The organism is Sporosarcina luteola, from assembly GCF_023715535.1.
Classification (GTDB): Bacteria; Bacillota; Bacilli; order Bacillales_A; family Planococcaceae; genus Sporosarcina; species Sporosarcina luteola_B.
The window spans coordinates 60,573-78,173 of the sequence record NZ_JAMBOI010000004.1 but is presented as its reverse complement, the minus strand read 5'-3'; the positions used below and the strand labels follow the sequence as shown (position 1 = coordinate 78,173).

The 17,601-nt window shown below is 47.3% G+C and carries 21 protein-coding genes, 1 pseudogene and 1 other annotated feature; of the genes and pseudogenes, 2 read left to right on the top strand and 20 right to left on the bottom strand.

Annotated features, from left to right (window positions below; translation table 11 throughout):
- Positions 1–5: 5 nt before the first annotated feature.
- On the bottom strand, positions 6–314 hold the full coding sequence (locus M3191_RS09685) for a post-transcriptional regulator (RefSeq protein ID WP_251700195.1): 309 nt from the start codon (positions 312–314) through the stop codon (positions 6–8).
- A gap of 96 nt (positions 315–410) precedes the next feature.
- On the opposite strand from M3191_RS09685, the gene M3191_RS09680 reads away from it, so the two are divergent.
- On the top strand, positions 411–1,928 hold the full coding sequence (locus M3191_RS09680) for a putative polysaccharide biosynthesis protein (protein WP_251700194.1): 1,518 nt from the start codon (positions 411–413) through the stop codon (positions 1,926–1,928).
- Here M3191_RS09680 and M3191_RS09675 read toward each other — a convergent pair.
- From M3191_RS09675 to M3191_RS09590, 18 genes are all read right to left on the bottom strand, one after another.
- Complete coding sequence (locus M3191_RS09675) at positions 1,922–2,563, bottom strand: DUF421 domain-containing protein (RefSeq protein ID WP_251700193.1); 642 nt, start codon at positions 2,561–2,563, stop codon at positions 1,922–1,924. The genes M3191_RS09680 and M3191_RS09675 overlap by 7 nt on opposite strands.
- Before the next feature lie 118 nt (positions 2,564–2,681).
- Entirely contained in the window at positions 2,682–2,951 is a 270-nt protein-coding gene (gene yajC, locus M3191_RS09670) for a preprotein translocase subunit YajC (RefSeq protein WP_251694310.1), read from the bottom strand.
- A 36-nt stretch (positions 2,952–2,987) separates the two neighbouring features.
- A complete protein-coding gene (gene tgt / locus M3191_RS09665) occupies positions 2,988–4,127 on the bottom strand; it encodes a tRNA guanosine(34) transglycosylase Tgt (protein WP_251694309.1) in 1,140 nt (379 codons plus the stop codon).
- Between the two features lie 38 nt (positions 4,128–4,165).
- The gene (gene queA / locus M3191_RS09660; protein ID WP_251700192.1) at positions 4,166–5,206 is read right to left on the bottom strand and encodes a tRNA preQ1(34) S-adenosylmethionine ribosyltransferase-isomerase QueA; all 1,041 of its coding nucleotides are present in this window, start codon (positions 5,204–5,206) and stop codon (positions 4,166–4,168) included.
- 41 nt (positions 5,207–5,247) lie between these two features.
- Positions 5,248–6,252, bottom strand: coding sequence for a Holliday junction branch migration DNA helicase RuvB (ruvB, locus tag M3191_RS09655; RefSeq protein ID WP_251700191.1), 1,005 nt, complete (start codon positions 6,250–6,252; stop codon positions 5,248–5,250).
- 30 nt (positions 6,253–6,282) lie between these two features.
- Positions 6,283–6,888, bottom strand: a complete 606-nt coding sequence (ruvA, locus tag M3191_RS09650) for a Holliday junction branch migration protein RuvA (protein ID WP_251700190.1) — start codon at positions 6,886–6,888, stop codon at positions 6,283–6,285.
- A gap of 220 nt (positions 6,889–7,108) precedes the next feature.
- A complete protein-coding gene (locus tag M3191_RS09645; RefSeq protein WP_251700189.1) occupies positions 7,109–7,831 on the bottom strand; it encodes a YebC/PmpR family DNA-binding transcriptional regulator in 723 nt (240 codons plus the stop codon).
- Between the two features lie 11 nt (positions 7,832–7,842).
- Positions 7,843–8,712, bottom strand: a complete 870-nt coding sequence (locus tag M3191_RS09640; protein ID WP_251700188.1) for an aminoglycoside phosphotransferase family protein — start codon at positions 8,710–8,712, stop codon at positions 7,843–7,845.
- Positions 8,713–8,719: 7 nt separating this feature from the next.
- Positions 8,720–9,859 carry a LysM peptidoglycan-binding domain-containing protein gene (safA, locus tag M3191_RS09635; RefSeq protein WP_251700187.1) on the bottom strand — a complete coding sequence of 380 codons (1,140 nt, stop codon included), beginning with the start codon at positions 9,857–9,859 and terminating at the stop codon, positions 8,720–8,722.
- 174 nt (positions 9,860–10,033) lie between these two features.
- Positions 10,034–10,915 (bottom strand): prephenate dehydratase, encoded by an 882-nt coding sequence (gene pheA / locus M3191_RS09630; protein WP_251700186.1) that lies wholly within the window; start codon positions 10,913–10,915, stop codon positions 10,034–10,036.
- A gap of 48 nt (positions 10,916–10,963) precedes the next feature.
- Complete coding sequence (locus M3191_RS09625) at positions 10,964–11,419, bottom strand: ACT domain-containing protein (protein WP_251700185.1); 456 nt, start codon at positions 11,417–11,419, stop codon at positions 10,964–10,966.
- Between the two features lie 45 nt (positions 11,420–11,464).
- A complete protein-coding gene (gene obgE / locus M3191_RS09620; RefSeq protein ID WP_251700184.1) occupies positions 11,465–12,757 on the bottom strand; it encodes a GTPase ObgE in 1,293 nt (430 codons plus the stop codon).
- An 11-nt stretch (positions 12,758–12,768) separates the two neighbouring features.
- Positions 12,769–13,287 (bottom strand): Spo0B domain-containing protein, encoded by a 519-nt coding sequence (locus M3191_RS09615; protein WP_251700183.1) that lies wholly within the window; start codon positions 13,285–13,287, stop codon positions 12,769–12,771.
- Positions 13,288–13,401: 114 nt separating this feature from the next.
- A complete protein-coding gene (gene rpmA, locus M3191_RS09610) occupies positions 13,402–13,692 on the bottom strand; it encodes a 50S ribosomal protein L27 (protein WP_251624735.1) in 291 nt (96 codons plus the stop codon).
- A 12-nt stretch (positions 13,693–13,704) separates the two neighbouring features.
- A complete protein-coding gene (locus M3191_RS09605) occupies positions 13,705–14,028 on the bottom strand; it encodes a ribosomal-processing cysteine protease Prp (protein ID WP_251700182.1) in 324 nt (107 codons plus the stop codon).
- A 5-nt stretch (positions 14,029–14,033) separates the two neighbouring features.
- The gene (gene rplU / locus M3191_RS09600; protein WP_251694297.1) at positions 14,034–14,342 is read right to left on the bottom strand and encodes a 50S ribosomal protein L21; all 309 of its coding nucleotides are present in this window, start codon (positions 14,340–14,342) and stop codon (positions 14,034–14,036) included.
- A 13-nt stretch (positions 14,343–14,355) separates the two neighbouring features.
- Positions 14,356–14,429: a sequence feature (ribosomal protein L21 leader region), on the bottom strand.
- A 41-nt stretch (positions 14,430–14,470) separates the two neighbouring features.
- Positions 14,471–15,085: a M50 family metallopeptidase gene (locus M3191_RS09595; protein ID WP_251700181.1), complete on the bottom strand. Its 615-nt coding sequence runs from the start codon at positions 15,083–15,085 to the stop codon at positions 14,471–14,473.
- Positions 15,082–15,633, bottom strand: coding sequence for a M23 family metallopeptidase (locus M3191_RS09590; protein ID WP_251700180.1), 552 nt, complete (start codon positions 15,631–15,633; stop codon positions 15,082–15,084). The genes M3191_RS09595 and M3191_RS09590 overlap by 4 nt, the downstream gene beginning before the upstream one ends.
- 399 nt (positions 15,634–16,032) lie before the next feature.
- Between M3191_RS09590 and M3191_RS09585 the strand changes: the two are divergent.
- Positions 16,033–16,353 (top strand): annotated as a pseudogene (locus M3191_RS09585) (transposase); the annotation flags it as partial.
- 449 nt (positions 16,354–16,802) lie between these two features.
- Here the strand turns inward: M3191_RS09585 and minD are convergent.
- Positions 16,803–17,600 carry a septum site-determining protein MinD gene (gene minD / locus M3191_RS09580; RefSeq protein ID WP_251700179.1) on the bottom strand — a complete coding sequence of 266 codons (798 nt, stop codon included), beginning with the start codon at positions 17,598–17,600 and terminating at the stop codon, positions 16,803–16,805.
- Position 17,601 lies beyond the last annotated feature (1 nt).

Below are 17,601 nucleotides of genomic sequence, written 5' to 3'. Positions count from 1 at the left end.
GGACATTACTTGTCTTTAGGCGAAAGAAGCAGTTGCAATTCATTGCTGTTCAAATCCGAAAACCAATTTGAACCCCTTTGTTCCTCGATTTGGGTATAGGTCATGAATTCTGCAGGCGTCAATGTCAGCACACCATTTATAATCTCATGGATACGCATCGTAGACACATTTTTTTTCCGCCATTTTTTACGTATGCAGTATTTCCATATTTCTTCATTTGTCACAGTTGGATAGCCATAAAGGCGGAATTCATCCCTTTTGCTCTGAATAGCAGGCAAAGCATGTTTAAATATCTGTTCGAACTGTATTGTCACCTTCTCCATCCCTTTCCCGTTCAGTCGTAAATAGACAATCCTATGCATAGATTTAGTGTATACGAAATGACCGGAATTGAGAAGGAGTTGTTTTTATTGTCCACTTTCATCCGTGGAACTGCCATACTGATGGTTGCCGTTTTCATGTCCAAGCTATTGGGATTCGTCTATCGAATCCAATTCATGCGGGTGGCCGGCGAAGAAGCGGTCGGGATTTACATGACTGCCTATCCCGCTTTCATTTTCTTTCTGTCACTCGTCCAACTTGGGATACCCATTGCGGTTGCAAAAGTGATTGCGGAGTTGAAAGTGAAAGGGGAAACTGCAAAACTATCTGCAGTAATGAGGACGGCGACGTTCATTACGATTTTCACGGGAGCGATTTTCATCCCGCTGTCCATTTTATTTGTCCCGTATTTATCTGAAACTTTATTGGGCAATGCGGCTTCTTCCACAACCTTGTATGTAGCTATCGCCATCATTCCGATTGCCTCTGTCTGCGGTTTGATCAGAGGATATTTTCAAGGGATTGTAAGAATAGAAGAAACGGCATGGTCCCAGATCATCGAACAGTTATTTCGGATCGTCTTGATAACATGGCTGCTGCCAATTGCGCTCGTGCCTGATAACAACCCGATGAACGCTGCATATGCAATGGGCATCACATTACTTGCGGAAGCGTTGTCGGCTGCCTATCTTTGGTTCAAATATCATCAACATAAACGACAAGATAGAAAGCCGCTTGCAAAAAAAGAGCGATATCCGATGGAGCCGCTCCTTTCCATTGCGCTGCCTTCTTCGGGAAGCAGACTATTCGGCACATTCACATGGTTCCTTGAACCGATCATTTTTCTGCGCGCCCTCTCAATGGCCGGGGTCGGAGCAGTTGCCGCAACATCGCTCTACGGCATCATTTCGGGCGTTCTCATTCCTTTGCTGCTCTTCCCCTCATTCATCCCTTATGCGCTGTCTGTCGTTCTTGTGCCAGCTGTGAGTGGGGCTGCCGCTTCAAGCAACAAGAAAAAACTCCAGGAACGGATTCACTTGGCATTGCGTCTTTCCGCTTTGACAGGTGCCTTTGCTGCGGCTGTATTTTACATTCACGGACAGGCGCTTGCCGAGAAGCTTTTCCATATTACCGAAGGCGCTTCCTATATGTCGTTGCTGGCACCAATTTTTTTCTTTTATTATATCCAAAGCCCATTGTATTCCATTTTGCAGGCGACCGGTGATGCGAAGGCCGGAATGATGAATTCGGTATATGGAGGCATTGCGAAATTGGGTGTCATGTTCATATTGGCCTCCCAACCAGGACTGCAGGAAACAGGGGCCGTACTTGCCATCGGATTCGGAGTACTTGTCACTTCATTCCTCCATATAGCGACTTTGCGAAAAAATAAAGCCGCAGCTGCCGGTTTCACAATGTTTGCTCTGCCTTATGCATCCTTCATCCTGACAGCGGTCATTCGGCCTATCTTCATCCCGATCGGTCAATTTGGTTTATTGACGGAATGCATCATTACAACGGTATTCCTTCTTGTCATCTTATTGCTTTTCGGGCAAGTGAAGAAAAGTGATCTCCACATGATTAAAAGATTGACGAAAATTTACTGATAGTCTTTCTTTAACTGGAAGTATAGTTTCCCTTTTTCCAAGGAACAATAAAAAACTTGTCCCACGTCAACCACACCTTGCTCTTTCAACTCTTGAACGAGCCAATCTTCAGATTTACCTACCATTTTGACGTGGCGGCTTTGGATGACTCCATCTGAAATGAGGGCAAGAACCGGCTGGGTGTTTTCGTGTGTGAAAACTGATAAATTTCCTGAAGGCTCCAGATAGGCATAGGAGACATCTTTTATGGATCCGATTTGCTGCTCGCGAAGCTGCTGGAACAAATCATCCAAATTGTATCTTTGCTTTCTCATTTCCTCTTCTTGGATTACTCCATCTTCTATGATCAACGTAGGGTCTCCATCGACGACATCCCGGAATTTTTTACTCTTTAAAGATAGGAATGAAGTGAGCAACTGGATGCCTAGCAGAAGAAGCACCGGGAAGATTGAGTGGCTCAACTTCTTATCGGGTGATTCCAATGCAACCGCTACGACTTCCGCCATGATGACAAATACAACAATATCGATGACACTCAATTCGCCAACTTCCCGCTTTCCCATCATCCGGAGAATGATGAGAATGAACACATATAAGAAAATCGTCCTGAAACCGATGATTATGAAATCATTCATAACGTATCCCTCCTTATGGGGAAAGCATGCCTTTTCCCAATCAGGAATATACGCAAACGAAAAAGAGGTGGTTCACAGTTTCTTCACTGTGGAACCGCCTCTTTGAACTTAAACGTGATTAAGATGCATCGACAACGCGACCGACAGCTTGTCTATCGAATTGCAAAGTTGTGCCGTCTGCGACTTTCAAAAATACGGATGTGTCATCAACAGCATCGATCACGCCGTGAAGACCGCCGATTGTAATGACTTTATCGCCACGCTTCAAACTCTCTTGCATTGACTTTGTCTGTTTTTGCCTTTTTTGTGCAGGTCGAATCAATAAGAACCACATGATTGCGAACATTGCAATAATTGGAAGCAACGTACCTAACATATCACCATTCATTTTATTCCCCCCTCTACTCGGTTTATTATACAAGATTCAAAAGTTTTTTGCATTTGGTTTATTAAATCCGTATTGTTCAAAAAATTCTTCCCGGAAATCGCCGAGCCGGTCGTTGCGGATCGCTTCCCTGATCTGCTCCATCAAACGCAGCAGGAAGTAAAGATTGTGATAGGATGTCAACCGGATGCCGAACGTTTCATTTGCACGGACCAAATGGCGGATATATGCCCTGCTATAGTTTTTGCACGTATAGCAATCGCAATTCGGATCCAACGGGCCGAAATCCCGCTCGTATTTTGCATTTTTCACGACGAGACGGCCTTCGCTCGTCATCAACGTACCGTTCCTTGCAATTCGGGTCGGCAACACACAGTCAAACATATCCACCCCGCGGATTGCCCCGTCAATCAAGGAATCGGGCGAGCCGACGCCCATCAAGTAGCGCGGTTTGTTTTCCGGCAATAAAGGAGTCGTAAATTCAAGAGCACGGTTCATGACATCTTTCGGCTCACCGACAGATAATCCACCGATTGCATATCCAGGGAAGTCGAGCGAAATCAGGTCTTTAGCACTCTGTTTGCGAAGCTCTTCGAACTCTCCTCCTTGTACGATTCCGAAAAGCCCTTGATCCTCTGGACGCGCATGCGCTTTTAGACAGCGCTCCGCCCATCTGGACGTTCTCTCCACACTCGCTTTCATATATTCAAATGTGGCAGGATACGGAGGACATTCATCGAAAGCCATCATAATGTCCGAACCGAGGTCATTTTGGATTTCCATCGCTTTTTCAGGGCTGAGGAAAAGCTTGCTTCCGTTTAAATGATGACGGAAATGGACGCCTTCCTCTTCGATCTTCCGGAATTCACTTAGTGAAAACACTTGGAAACCGCCTGAGTCGGTCAAAATCGGCCGATCCCAGTTCATGAATTTATGGAGACCGCCCGCTTCTTTAATTATGTCATGTCCCGGGCGGAGCCAAAGGTGATATGTGTTGCCAAGGATGATTCCTGCGCCCATTTCCTTTAATTCCTCAGGAGACATTGTCTTTACCGTCGCCTGTGTCCCGACAGGCATGAATGCCGGTGTTTCGAATGAACCATGCGGCGTATGGACGATGCCGAGCCGCGCTCCAGTCTGCTTGCATGTTTTAATATGTTCGTAAGTGATTGCTGCCATTTAATACGATCCTTTCCATTCTGGGAATATATATCCCTTTACTTTGCATTTGGCTTGATGAACATCGCATCCCCGAAACTGAAGAAGCGATATTTCTCCTGTACTGCTTCCTTATAGGCGGCCAGTACATGCTCGCGTGAAGCCATCGCTGAAATTAGCATGATCAATGTCGACTTCGGCAAGTGGAAGTTTGTCAACATACCGTCGAGAATGCTGAAACGATACCCGGGATAGATGAAGATCGATGTCCAACCGCTCGCCGGAACGATTTTCCCGTCATTTAGCGAAGCGATCGTCTCAAGCGTCCGCGCAGAAGTCGTCCCGACCGCAATGACGTTGCCGCCTCTCGCTTTTGCTTCATTGATTGCCGTTGCAGCCTGTTCGGTCACTTGATAATACTCTGAATGCATCGTGTGCTCTTCGATTACATCCACGCTGACTGGGCGGAATGTTCCTAAGCCGACATGCAGCGTGATAAATTCGACACCGACACCTTTATCTTTGATTTCCTGAAGGATTTCTTCAGTGAAATGAAGACCAGCAGTAGGTGCTGCGGCCGAACCTCTCTCTCTTGCAAAGACAGTCTGATAACGCGATTGGTCGTCAAGCGTCTCTGTAATGTATGGAGGAAGGGGCATCTGCCCAAGGGATTCGAGTATTTCATAGAAAATGCCTTCATATCGGAACTTGAAGATCCTGCCGCCTTGCTCCAGGATCTCCGTGCACTCCGCTTCCAGACTGCCATCCCCGAAAGTTACGACAGTTCCGACCTTCACCCGCTTTGCGGGCTTTACGAGCGTCTCCCATTCGTCCGGTCCTGTCTCCTTCAGCAGAAGCACTTCTATCGATGCGCCCGTATCTTCTTTTGTACCAATCAAGCGGGCAGGCAGGACGCGTGTATCGTTCAGTACGAGGACATCACCCCGTTGCAGCTCGTCCACAATTTGACGGAACTGACGATGTTTTACGTCGCCCGTCACTTTATCCAAAACCATCAATCTGCTCGCAGTCCGGTCTGCGAGTGGTGTTTGAGCAATGAGACTTTCCGGCAATTCAAAATCAAAATCATTTACATCCATAATGCGGGTGAACTCCTTTTATATATTAAGTATTGAATAACCTATGAAAGCGTGTCAGGCACAGCATAACCGAAGTGGTCATAAGCAAGACGCGTCGCGATCCTGCCGCGCGGAGTTCTTTGGATTAAACCGATTTGCAGCAAGTAAGGTTCGTAGACGTCCTCGATTGTTATGGACTCTTCACCGATGCTTGCGGCGATCGTATCAATTCCGACCGGCCCGCCACGGAACCGTTCAATCATGCTGATAAGCAGTTTATGGTCGATATGATCGAGACCGTGTGAATCGACTTGCAGCATTTCGAGCGCTTCTTTTGCGATATCCATTGTGATGCTGCCGTCTCCTCGCACTTGGGCGTAATCCCGCACCCGGCGCAGGAGGCGATTCGCAATCCTCGGCGTTCCTCTCGAGCGCCTTGCGATTTCAACCGCCGCATTTGCATCTATGCTGACATCAAATAGGCTGGCGCTTCTGATGACGATTTCTTTCAACGGGCCTTCGCCGTAATATTCAAGGCGGAGCGGCACGCCAAAACGGTCACGGAGCGGAGCGGATAAAGAACCCGCCCTCGTTGTCGCTCCGATCAACGTAAAAGGCGGAAGGTCGAGACGTATCGATTTTGCGGAAGGACCTTTTCCGACAACGATATCTAGACAAAAGTCTTCCATCGCAGGATAGAGCACTTCCTCGATCGATCGATTCAACCGATGGATTTCATCTATGAACAGGACGTCGCCCGGTTCCAAAGATGAAACGACGGCAGCCAGATCTCCTGGCCTTTCAATTGCCGGGCCGCTCGTCATCTTTACATTGACGCCCATTTCATTTGCAATAACGGTCGCCAGCGTCGTTTTCCCTAGACCAGGCGGACCGTATAATAGGACATGGTCAAGGCTTTCACTCCTGCCTTTTGCGGCTTGGATAAAAATGCCGAGATTATCCTTCACGGTCTCCTGTCCAATGTATTGCTGCAACGTCTGGGGCCGCAAAGATTGTTCAAAACTGTCATCGTAATTGGATTGTTCACTTGAAATGACCCGTTCCATGACTGCCGCTCCTCCTTCCTTTGTGTATTATTATTTATGTTTTAGAAGCAAACGCAATGCGAGCTTCATATAGCCTTCCGTATCCAAGTCTTCCTTCTGCATGTCCGTTTTCACTTTCGCCAATTCACGTTGCGAATAACCAAGTGCCTGCAAGGCGAGGATCGCTTCTTCCAATGCGCCGTTTTCAGCCATGGAGAGTAATGTTACATCCGTATCAGGCATTTCGATTTCTGTGAATAAATCTCCCAGCTTTCCTTTTAAATCTAGGATCATTTGACGAGCCGTCTTCTTTCCGACTCCCGGGAACTGTACGAGAAAAGCTTCGTCTTCCCTTTCGATTGCGCCAATAACTTGTGAAGGGATACCGCTAGCCAATATAGCGAGCGCGCCTTTCGGACCAATTCCGGAAACAGTGATGAGCTTCTTGAACAGTTCGCGCTGTTCAAGTGACTTGAATCCGAGGAGCCATTGCACATCTTCACGGACGTGCAAGTATGTGAACACTTGCTGGATCTCATCCGTCTGATGAAAGGCATATGGATTCGGTGTCATGATCTGCCAACCGATGCCGCCTTGTTCAAGCGTTATGTATTCGGGTGTCACCCGTGTAATTATTCCTTTAATATAATCGTACAAGACATTCTCCCCCTAAAGTATCGAAACTATTATAGCATACGAACGGGTTTTCTACCTATCGATGTGGATGTCAAGGAAAAGCGCAGTGTGGCGGTTAGCTGCGACAGGCGATGGAGGGCTTGGACAAAAGGCGCTTTTTGCCTTTTGCTTCAAGATCGAAGCGACCCGAGCTGCTGCCACACGGAGCTGGACAAATAAAAAAAGCCGCGGACGAGGCGGCTCATACACTTGCGTTATGATATATGTTTTGTACGTCATCATCGTCTTCCAATGCCTCAATCATTTTTTCGAATTGGTCGGCGTTTTCCCCCTGCAATTCTGTATAGATCGTCGGAATCATGTCAACTTCTGCTGAAATAAATTCAAATCTCTCAGCTTCAAGGGATTCCTTCACTTCCATGAAGATCGAGGGTTCTGTAATGATCTCGAAGCCGTCTTCCGTCGACTCGATATCCTCAGCTCCTGCTTCCAGCGCAGCTAGCATGATGGCTTCTTCGTCGGTTTCCTCTGTACGCTCAACGAACAGGCGACCCTTACGATTGAAAAGATAGCCGACTGAGCCACTTTCCCCTAAACTGCCACCGTTTTTATTGAAAGCTACACGGATATTCGGCGCTGTCCTGTTTCGATTCTCTGTCAGACATTGTACAAGAACCGCTACTCCTCCAGGTCCATATCCTTCATAGACGACTTCTTCATAGTTTTCATCCGCACCTGTGCCGGTCGCTTTATCGATTGCTCTCTTTATGACATCATTTGGGACATTGTTGCCTTTCGATTTCTCGATTGCTAGACGGAGTGCGGGATTCGTTTCCGGATCTCCACCACCTGATTTTGCAGCTACATATAATTCCCTTGACATCTTTTGAAAGATTTTACCTCGTTTTGCGTCTTGCGCTCCTTTACGGTTCTGGATATTTTTCCACTTTGAATGGCCTGCCATTATGCATCCTCCTACTTCATGTTCCGTTCTATATCATACCATAGCTTCGGCCATGAAGAGAGTGCATATTCCGTAAAGGGGATGAGCTTCTTCGCAAGACTTTCCTGCTTCGGTTCCGGCATGCTCAACAGGTGCAGCCATTCCCTTAGTAATTCATTCGGATAAAGCAGCATGGACATCGAAGCATCATCCACGTCGCTTAAAGATGACTGCTCCGCCAGAAGAAACTCCAGATTGTAACACACATTGGGCAAAACACGGTGCATCCAAAGTGCCAATTCTGTTCCAGGGGGTCCTGCACATGCTAAATCGAAATCGATGAAGCGGATCAGCCCGTTGCCATCACGGAGGATATTGTGATGGACGACATCTCCATGCAGGAGCGTGTGACCTGAAAGTTGACGATAATTCTTCTTTAATACAGGAAGAGCTTCCTCCCCATACATGATGATTTCTTCAATCGCCTGTATCCGTATGAATTTCCCGAATGCATCGCGATGATCGATGAATCGATCCAATCTCTCCCGCCATTTATCCAGGAGCTGATATCTATGCAGATAAGGGGAGGCGTCCCAATCGATCTGCTCCTTCGTTCTGTGCAACGCTTGCAGTGCTGTTAATGAATCTGTCCGATCAATTCTTCTCCTGAAGTTTACAGGTTTTGTCCCCTCAATCCAAGGTTGCATGATGAATAACGGATCTTCAGTGGGAATTACTGGCATAATGTGCGGAAATCGGATTGCTTGCAGCTGCCTGTGTACATATTCCACTTTCACAGCTGTCGATCGGGACGTATACCTTTTCAGAGAATAGGCAGCTTCCCCTTCTACCATCTTCCAGACATTCTTTTTTACTTTCCGGATTTCCTTTTCCAGCGCCATACGCCGTTCAGCAACCGCACCCGTAATTGTCCATAGGGTTAAATGGTTGCATTTGCATCGGATTCATCTGCATCTGGTTCATCTGCATCTGGTTCATTGGCATCGGATTCATCTGCATCGGATACATTTGTGCCGGCTGCATTTGCATTGGGCTCACTTGCATCGGCATCATGTAATTCGGTTGCATCTCGCTTGGAGACATACCATAGAATCCTTGCGAATGGCAGCCGCAACCACAATGATGCATTGGCTGATGCATTGGCGGACATGGATAAACGTATGAGAACTGCTGCTGCGGCGGTTGCATCATCCCATATGGATTTTGATATTCTGGTGATACCATTTGAGGTACATATCCTTGCTCAGGCGGACAATAAACCTGTTGTTCCGGAGATTGTTCCTGCATCATCGGCGACTCCATCAATTCCCAACCTGTAATCGGATATGGCGGAGAAGCTCCTGCACCTCTTCCAGGATAAATCGGCGATTCATCGAACTCATCAAGCTCTTCGGTCATGTCAATTGACGGCGGCTTCACACCGAGCCGTGCGGGCGGCATCGGCAAATCCTGCGACGGCATGACCTGTTGCGGCATAACGGGGGCCGCAGGTATTTGTTGTGTAAAGCTCGGGAATGCCATCGGAGCACAATCCGCGTCATAAATAGGCATCCATCCGCAAGGCACCGGCATCATCGGTTGAAAAAATTGCGGCATCTGCATTTGCGGCATCGGAACAGGAGCCGACATCGGCGGTAAGGACGGTACAGACGGCAAAGGTTGAATCGGTTGTTCAGCCGGCGGTGTCATCGCAGCAGGCGGCTTCTGAACAGGTGCACTTGGAATCGGTTGCATCGGCACGGTTGGCGGCTTCGGCATCTCAAATTCATTATTCTCTTTCGGCAATGGGATCGGGCTCGGTTTCTCCTGTGCTTGCGGCTGTTTCGCTTTCTCCGGCATCTTTTCTTTCCCCTTCTGACTCGGCATATGGTCCGCCTTCTTCTTCGGCAGGAAAATTTTCATGCCCGGAACGATATAATCCGGATTAGCCAGATGGGCATTCACCCTTTTCAATTCATCAAAAGAGATACCGTACTGGCGTGCAATCTTCCACAACGTATCCCCTTTTACAACAATATGGACATCCACTAACAAAATCCCCCTTCCATCAATCCATCGTATGAACGAACGCCCGTCTATGTGACGCAAATTTGTCAAAGGCGCCCTCTCTCTTAGTATGTATATTGTAGAAGCGGCTTGTTTATTCATTCAAAAAACCGATGTCCACACTGCTGTTAACATGAAAAAGCCTTCACACTGTGATTAGCGTGAAGGTCTTTGTTCATAACTGAAATACGTGCCGAAAGATCGTACAGTGACGTTGAGTGCGGCAAGCTCTTCAAGAGCTCCTCTCATCATCGGATGCTCTTCACTTTCCATTACATCGATGATGAAAAAATAATTACCCAACCCGGTTTTCATCGGCCTGGATTCAATTTTGCTTAAATTAAGCTTCCGCCATGCAAAAACGGATAGTACTTGATGGAGCACACCTGAACGGTCGTCCTCAGGCAACTTGACCATGAAAGTCGTTTTCGGCAATTCCGAATGGCCTTTCATTTCCAACTGCCCTTTCCGTAATGACAAGATAACAAACCTTGTATGGTTGAAATGAAAATCATGGATATTTTCTTCTGCGATATGTAAGCCGTATTTTTCAGCAGCTAAACTATTTCCAATTGCTGCAATGCATAGATCCGAATTTTCGGAGATATGCTTTGCAGCCGCTGCAGTCGATGTCGTCTGGATCAACGGCGTACGGCGGTAATGGTATTGCAGATATTTATGGCATTGTGCAAGTGCATGTGGATGGGAGCGGACGGATTCAAGCTGTTCCAATGAATCCTTCCATTTTTCATTCACCATCAGATGCTGTTCAATCGGTATTGAGATTTCCGCGTTGATGAACAGTTCACTTCCGTGGAATAAATAATCGATTGTCATCGGTACGGAGCCTTCCAATGCATTTTCAAGCGGCACAATTGCATACGCAACATGCCCTTCTGTAACGGCTTCAATACAATCAGGTATTGTCGGTTGTGGAACTAGACCATCCGTACCAAAAAGGTGAGTTGCCGCAACATGAGTAAATGATGCTTCAGGCCCCAAATAGGCGACCGTTGGCTTGTAATCGTGTTCGCTCATCCCATTTCCTCCATCTCTCGTTCGCATCTGAGCAAGCGCTCTCCACTTTTATAGTGCCCCCGAGCTGATCAAATGGACGGAATCGATAAAATTCGGGGCTTTCAATTTTTGCATGAATTCCTCCATTTTGATCGGCATCTCGGTAACATCGAGTGATAACGTAATATTTGCGCGGCCTTGTACCGGAATCGTCTGGTGGATTGTCAGTACATTGCATTTCGCTTCCGAAACAATCCGAAGAATCGTTGCAAGCGAGCCCTTCCGATCCTCCAATTGAATGAAAATCGTCAAAACACGTTCCCGGGCGATCGACTCGAACGGGAAGACGGTGTCCTTATATTTGTAGTATGCACTGCGGGACAATCCGACCCGCTTTGTCGCTTCCTGGATTGTCCTTTCCTCTCCGCTTGCCAGAAGCCTTTTCGCCTCCAGCATCTTTAACATTGACTCCGTCAGCACATCTTCCCTTACAAGATAAAACTGCCCTTCCCCCAATGGCTTCATTGAATGCCTCCTTGCAACAAATCATTAACCGACCGCTACTGTCACCTATTCAAGGAATTCGAATTCAAAGTCGAGGATCCTTACCGTATCCCCGTCCTTCGCCCCGCGTTCACGGAGTGCATCATCGATACCCATTCCACGCATCTGACGCGCAAATTTACGGACAGACTGATCGAAATTGAAGTCTGTCATCTTAAATAGGCGTTCAAGCGTATAACCCGACAGGACAAATGCTCCGTCATCATCGCGGGTAATCTTGAAGTCCTCGGCTTCGGCTTCATGCTTGTACAATACTGAACGATTTTCATCATCTTCCTCGATTTCATGCATCGGGAACTCTGGCGTCGTTTCAAGCAAATCAGCAACGGCAAACAACAGCTGATCCAAGCCTTCACGTGTGATTGCGGAAATCGGGAACACAAGCGCTTCTTCATCATTGAGTTTTTCTTTGAACAGCTTCAGATTCTCTTCAGATTCCGGCATGTCCATTTTATTGGCCACGATGATTTGCGGACGCTCCATCAAACGGAGGTTGTATTTCTCAAGCTCTTCATTGATTGTAATGAAATCCTCGTAAGGATCCCGTCCTTCCAACCCAGACATATCGACGACGTGGATGATGACCCTTGTCCGTTCGATATGGCGCAGGAATTGATGTCCGAGTCCCACTCCTTCATGTGCTCCTTCGATAAGTCCCGGCAAATCGGCGAGAACGAATGTATTGCCGGACTCCAGCTCGACCATGCCAAGATTCGGAACAAGCGTCGTGAAATGGTAATCGGCGATTTTCGGCTTTGCGGCGGATACGACAGATAATAATGTCGACTTTCCGACACTCGGGAAACCGACAAGACCTGCGTCAGCAAGTACTTTCAACTCAAGTGTGATTTCACGCTCGACACCCGGCTCCCCTTTTTCAGAAAGCTCAGGCGCTGGGCTTTGAGGGGTTGCAAAACGTGAGTTCCCGCGCCCTCCACGTCCGCCTTTAGCAATGACCGCTGTCTGTCCGTGCTCAACGAGGTCAGCGATGATTGTTTCCGTCTCGGCATCCTTGACAATTGTACCCGGAGGAACTTTGACAACCATATCCTGGCCGCCTTTTCCGTGCTGGTTTTTACTGCCGCCGTGCTCTCCGCGCGGTGCTTTGAAATGGCGTTGGTAACGGAAATCCATTAGTGTCCGCAAGCCTTCGTCAACGATAAAGACGACATCGCCGCCTTTTCCGCCATCCCCTCCGGCTGGGCCTCCGTATGCAATATACTTCTCGCGGCGGAATGCAACCATTCCATCACCGCCGTTGCCGCCTTTTACATATACTTTAACGTGATCGACAAACATGTTTTTTCCTCCTATCGTCCACTTACTGTGAACGTCCATTCCTTGTTCTTCAGAACTCCACTCACTTCAAACCCGCCATCCGTCTGTGGCAATTCGATCGTTTCGGAGAGGGCTCCTTCGACTCTCAATTGGATCATCCATTGCTTTTCAGTAGCATGTACCTCTATACGAATGAAATATTCATCCATCGGATCGACCGCTGCCTCAACAATGACGATCAACTGTTCCAAATAATCGGCGACCGCCTCGTCATTTGCATTTCGATTACCAGCGATGATGTCGCTGTGCAACTTCTTCGAGAACGCAGTATGTCTCCATTCGAATGTGCTAAGCCACATTTCCGTCTTCGGCAGGCGTAGCCTTTCCAGCATGGAGAGATGACGCATCCGTTCCGTCGCTTCCAAGAGCGTCCTTCGCGCATCGGGCATTTTCCCGAGATCCATATATAATAACATTAATTGCAGTTCATTTAAAAAATCATGGCGTGCAAACTTTAATGCTTTCCCAACCGTCAGGTCTTCCGATCCCATTTTCTCACCGCCAACCGTTTCATATACTACAGTATAGCATCCCTTTCACAAAATTCGCCAAAAATAAAAAGGACTGCACGGTAAAATGCAGTCCTTTCAATGTTAGTAATAACATTAAGCTTCTTGAGCTACAGGGTACACGCTCACTTTTTTCTTGTCGCGGCCAAAGCGTTCGAAACGAACTACGCCGTCAACTTTCGCGAAAAGTGTATCGTCCCCGCCGCGGCCGACGTTTTCACCTGGGTGAATTTTTGTTCCGCGTTGGCGATAAAGGATAGAGCCGCCTGAAACGAATTGTCCATCAGCGCGCTTTGCGCCAAGACGTTTCGAATGAGAGTCACGACCGTTCTTTGTAGAACCTACCCCTTTTTTCGATGCGAAAAACTGGAGATCCAAACGTAACATTAGTGCCACCTCCTATCGGTTGAAAATAATTTTTATATGTTGCCCATAATCTTGTTCAATCGTCTGTAATGAAACAATCATCGCCTTCACGATCAATTGGATTTCATCATCTTTCTCCGTTTCCGGAAAAATCACTTTCAAATAACCTCCGTCAGATCCTTGTTGGATGTCAGGGGTTACGCCAGTGAGTGCAATGACGGCATTGACGGCTCCGAATGAAACCGCGGATGCGCCCGCACAGACGAGGTCTTTTCCATGTTCTGCGAAATCGGCATGGCCTTTCATCTCAAAAGAGCTGATGCGGCCGGATTGTTCATCAATAATGATTTTGATCATGCCGCTTACGCGTTGATGCCTTCGATGACAACTTTTGTGTATGGCTGACGATGACCTTGCTTTTTGTGGTAGTTCTTTTTCGGCTTGTATTTGAAAACAGTGATTTTCTTAGCGCGGCCTTGTTTAACGATTTTAGCCGTTACAGAAGCACCTTCCACGAATGGAGCGCCGACTTTCACGTCTTCTCCACCAACGAATAGAACTTTGTCGAATGTTACAGTCTCTTCAGCTTCGCCGACTAATTTCTCGATGAAGATTTCTTGACCTTTTTCAACTTTGATTTGTTTTCCACCAGTTTCAATGATTGCGTACATACTTGCACCTCCTCTATAGACTCAGACTCGCCTTCATAGGTGACCCTTTCGGATGCTTGTACCTTGTCAGTGCGGTTGTAGCACGGGTGCGCTACAAACAATAACATTAAAATATTACCACGCGCAGGTCATGGCGTCAACTGTTTTCTTTTTAATTGCTCATAGGCTTGTTCATATTTCCGGAACTTGAAAGCAGAAATGTTTTGAATCAATAAAAATAGTGCTAACGAAAGAAAAAGGACGGTTTCCGGAAGTCCTAGAAGAAGGAGTAGGCTGACAGCCAGTAAAACTGCGATGGAATAGACGAGAAATGCAGATCTCACTTTATATTTATTCTCTTCCTTTTCAAGCATGGCACTGATGGCCTGTCCACCATCGAGCGGCAATATAGGCAATAGATTCAGGGCCAGGATCACTAATTGGATGCGCATGAATTGTTCATTTCCGGGTAAGTCAAAAAGCATCGATAGCAGGAGAAGAATTGCTGTCGCAGCAGGTCCACCGATAGCAACGGCCACTCTTTGGCTTTTTCCGTAAGCATATCGGTCGGGTATTCGCAGTTCTCCTCCATAAGGCATGATTGTGCATGACCTGACTTTCATGCCCGACATTTTTGCAGCGAAAATATGGCCCGCCTCATGGAAGAGTAGGGAGATGAAGACGAGAGCGTAAAACGCCAATCCACCCGTGAACATCAGCACGAGGAAAAATGGTGCCAAAATTGGATGAAGGCGAAGCTTCATTTCGTATCTTCCGAGAAATAAGTAGCCAAAACCGCCGCTTCCAATACGACCCCTTCCCGTTTCACTTTTAAGTAGATTGCCTCTTCATTCATAAGGGCAAGCGTGTCCCCCTTTTTCACAGTCGAATAGGGTAGCTTTGAAATCGTCCCAACAAATCCGTACGTCACTTCGTCCCCGTCATCGTACAAAACGGTGATCGTCTTTCCTGATTGCCGGGTAAAGCCGGTGAAAACGATAAGCCCGTCCCCTTGGGCTATGATCGGCATCGGATGTGCATACGAAGCGATGACGCCATCCTTATAGGGCTGCATCGATTCATATGCAGCAAAAGGCATCTCCTCTATAGAATCGGCAGAAACTGTGATCGTATCCTCGTCGGGATCACCGATTATTGAGGCAACCCACTTTTTCATGACAATGAAATCTTTGCCTGTCGTTATATATTGGGTAACAGGCTTGCTGATGACTCCGGCCTCTTCCAATTTGGCAAAGCAGAATACGCCAATTGTTAGTATGATTGCAATGAACCATTTTGTTTTCCATTTCACCCCGCCACACCACCTTTTTCCTCAGTATATGACGGGTGTACTCTGAATATTATGGGCAAATGTCCAAGTGGCTCTTTATTATCTGTACAGTACGATTGGCACATATAAAAAAGAACCCTTATAGAAAAGGGTTCACATACTGTAGACAAACACCATGAATTTTGGTGTTTGCCTACAGTCTTTTTCGTATAAGTTAGTAGAGATGAAGCTAACAGTGTTGATTTCCGCTGCGAGCGGACGCTTTCCGCGGGCACGGCTTCAGCCGCTTCCCTCGCTGCGCTCAGTCCAGGGTCTTCAGCTCGCGCTGTTCCCGCTGGAGTCGCCGCTCTCCGCTCCAATCAACGGTGTTTCTTATTAACTGGTGAGGTGATGGATATGAAGGTGAAGAAATAAAATAAAATTAATGAACGCGAACAGTTGAAAAAGCAGATTATAGAGCAGTTGGTTCCTCAAGCCAATCCGGTGCGTGAATTTCTCCTTTTTCTATCCATGAGTTGAAGAATATTACTCAACCATCGGGACACCTAGCATAGATCCTGTGCGATGATCAAGATATCATTCATTCAATATACCTCCTGCATCCGCTCCACGCGTCAGACAATCAAGGAAATTGAAACAAACGGCATATCGCTGGTTCATAGGCTTCGGCCCTCATACAGAGGTACCTACTTCTCAACGTTCGGAAAGAACTATGTCCGTCGATTTACATATACTGATCTGCGATCAGATCTTCTATATAGTGCGACGGACAACCCTCAGGGGACTAAAAAAGCCATGCATAAAATGCTGACTTTTGCTGCCATCAATCTTAAGAAGCTGGCCAGATGGACATGGAGGACGCCGGCTGAAAGCGTTGCTTGAATGATGCCGATGCCTAAGGAACATCCAGTTGATTGGAGTGCAGGGCGGCGACTCCTGGGGAATCAGCGCAGCGTGAAGACCCCGCAGGAAAAGCCGTAACGAAGAACGGCTTTTGCGACCAAAACCGATAGCGTTGGGAGCACATCCGAGGAGGCTGAGGGCAAGCCCCCCGGAAAGCGTCCGCCCGGAACGGAAATCAACGTCGGCAGTCTAACATTTTTGCATCAATGTACAAAAGGGATGGAAATCAATTCGATTTCCATCCCTTTTGTCTACAGTCTGAAAAACCCCTTAGTAAGGGTTCCTAGTTATTTTGCGAATAGTGTTTTCAGTTTCCCGAAGAAACCGGGTTTGCCTTCGTCCAGTGACATGAGCGGCACTGATTCACCTAAAATACGGCGGGCGATGTTCCGGTACCCGATTGCCGCCGGGTTCGATGGATCCATGACGACCGGCTCACCTTTATTTGAAGAAGAGATGACTTTCTCATCATCAAGGACGATGCCTAGCAGATCGATGGATAAATGGGTCGTGATTTCATTGACATCCAAAGCGTCACCGCTATTGACGAGACGGCTTTTGATCCGGTTGATGATCAATTTAGGAGGCTCGATGTCCTCCTGCTCCAACAGTCCGATAATACGGTCCGCGTCCCGCACCGCTGAAATTTCCGGCGTCGTGACGACGATGGCACGATCCGCACCTGCAACGGCATTCTTATACCCTTGCTCGATGCCTGCAGGGCAATCGATCAGAATATAATCATAATCCCGTTTCAGTTCAGTGATCAATTCCTTCATCTGTTCCGGTTCGACTGCATTTTTGTCTGTAGTCTGTGCAGCCGGCAGCAAGTAAAGCCCATCTTCAAAACGCTTGTCTTTGACCAGCGCCTGGTGGATTTTGCATCGTCCCGCTATCACATCGACGAGATCGTAAATGATACGGTTTTCAAGACCGAGGATGACGTCCAGATTACGAAGGCCGATATCCGTATCAACAAGACATACCTTTTTACCTTGTAGAGCCAATGCTGTCCCAAGATTTGCAGATGTCGTCGTTTTACCGACTCCACCTTTTCCTGACGTTATTACGATTGCTTCCCCCACA

What these genes read in the sequence shown, in the direction of transcription:
- rpmA (WP_251624735.1), bottom strand. Translation starts at nt 13,692, where the DNA reads ATGTTACGTTTGGATCTCCAGTTTTTCGCATCGAAAAAAGGGGTAGGT.
- M3191_RS09640 (WP_251700188.1), bottom strand. Translation starts at nt 8,712, where the DNA reads ATGGCGCTGGAAAAGGAAATCCGGAAAGTAAAAAAGAATGTCTGGAAG.
- ruvB (WP_251700191.1), bottom strand. Translation starts at nt 6,252, where the DNA reads ATGGAACGGGTCATTTCAAGTGAACAATCCAATTACGATGACAGTTTT.
- yajC (WP_251694310.1), bottom strand. Translation starts at nt 2,951, where the DNA reads ATGAATGGTGATATGTTAGGTACGTTGCTTCCAATTATTGCAATGTTC.
- obgE (WP_251700184.1), bottom strand. Translation starts at nt 12,757, where the DNA reads ATGTTTGTCGATCACGTTAAAGTATATGTAAAAGGCGGCAACGGCGGT.
- M3191_RS09645 (WP_251700189.1), bottom strand. Translation starts at nt 7,831, where the DNA reads ATGGCAGGCCATTCAAAGTGGAAAAATATCCAGAACCGTAAAGGAGCG.
- M3191_RS09615 (WP_251700183.1), bottom strand. Translation starts at nt 13,287, where the DNA reads ATGGGATCGGAAGACCTGACGGTTGGGAAAGCATTAAAGTTTGCACGC.
- tgt (WP_251694309.1), bottom strand. Translation starts at nt 4,127, where the DNA reads ATGGCAGCAATCACTTACGAACATATTAAAACATGCAAGCAGACTGGA.
- queA (WP_251700192.1), bottom strand. Translation starts at nt 5,206, where the DNA reads ATGGATGTAAATGATTTTGATTTTGAATTGCCGGAAAGTCTCATTGCT.
- M3191_RS09605 (WP_251700182.1), bottom strand. Translation starts at nt 14,028, where the DNA reads ATGATCAAAATCATTATTGATGAACAATCCGGCCGCATCAGCTCTTTT.
- M3191_RS09625 (WP_251700185.1), bottom strand. Translation starts at nt 11,419, where the DNA reads ATGAAGCCATTGGGGGAAGGGCAGTTTTATCTTGTAAGGGAAGATGTG.
- rplU (WP_251694297.1), bottom strand. Translation starts at nt 14,342, where the DNA reads ATGTACGCAATCATTGAAACTGGTGGAAAACAAATCAAAGTTGAAAAA.
- M3191_RS09675 (WP_251700193.1), bottom strand. Translation starts at nt 2,563, where the DNA reads ATGAATGATTTCATAATCATCGGTTTCAGGACGATTTTCTTATATGTG.
- pheA (WP_251700186.1), bottom strand. Translation starts at nt 10,915, where the DNA reads ATGAGCGAACACGATTACAAGCCAACGGTCGCCTATTTGGGGCCTGAA.
- M3191_RS09595 (WP_251700181.1), bottom strand. Translation starts at nt 15,085, where the DNA reads ATGAAGCTTCGCCTTCATCCAATTTTGGCACCATTTTTCCTCGTGCTG.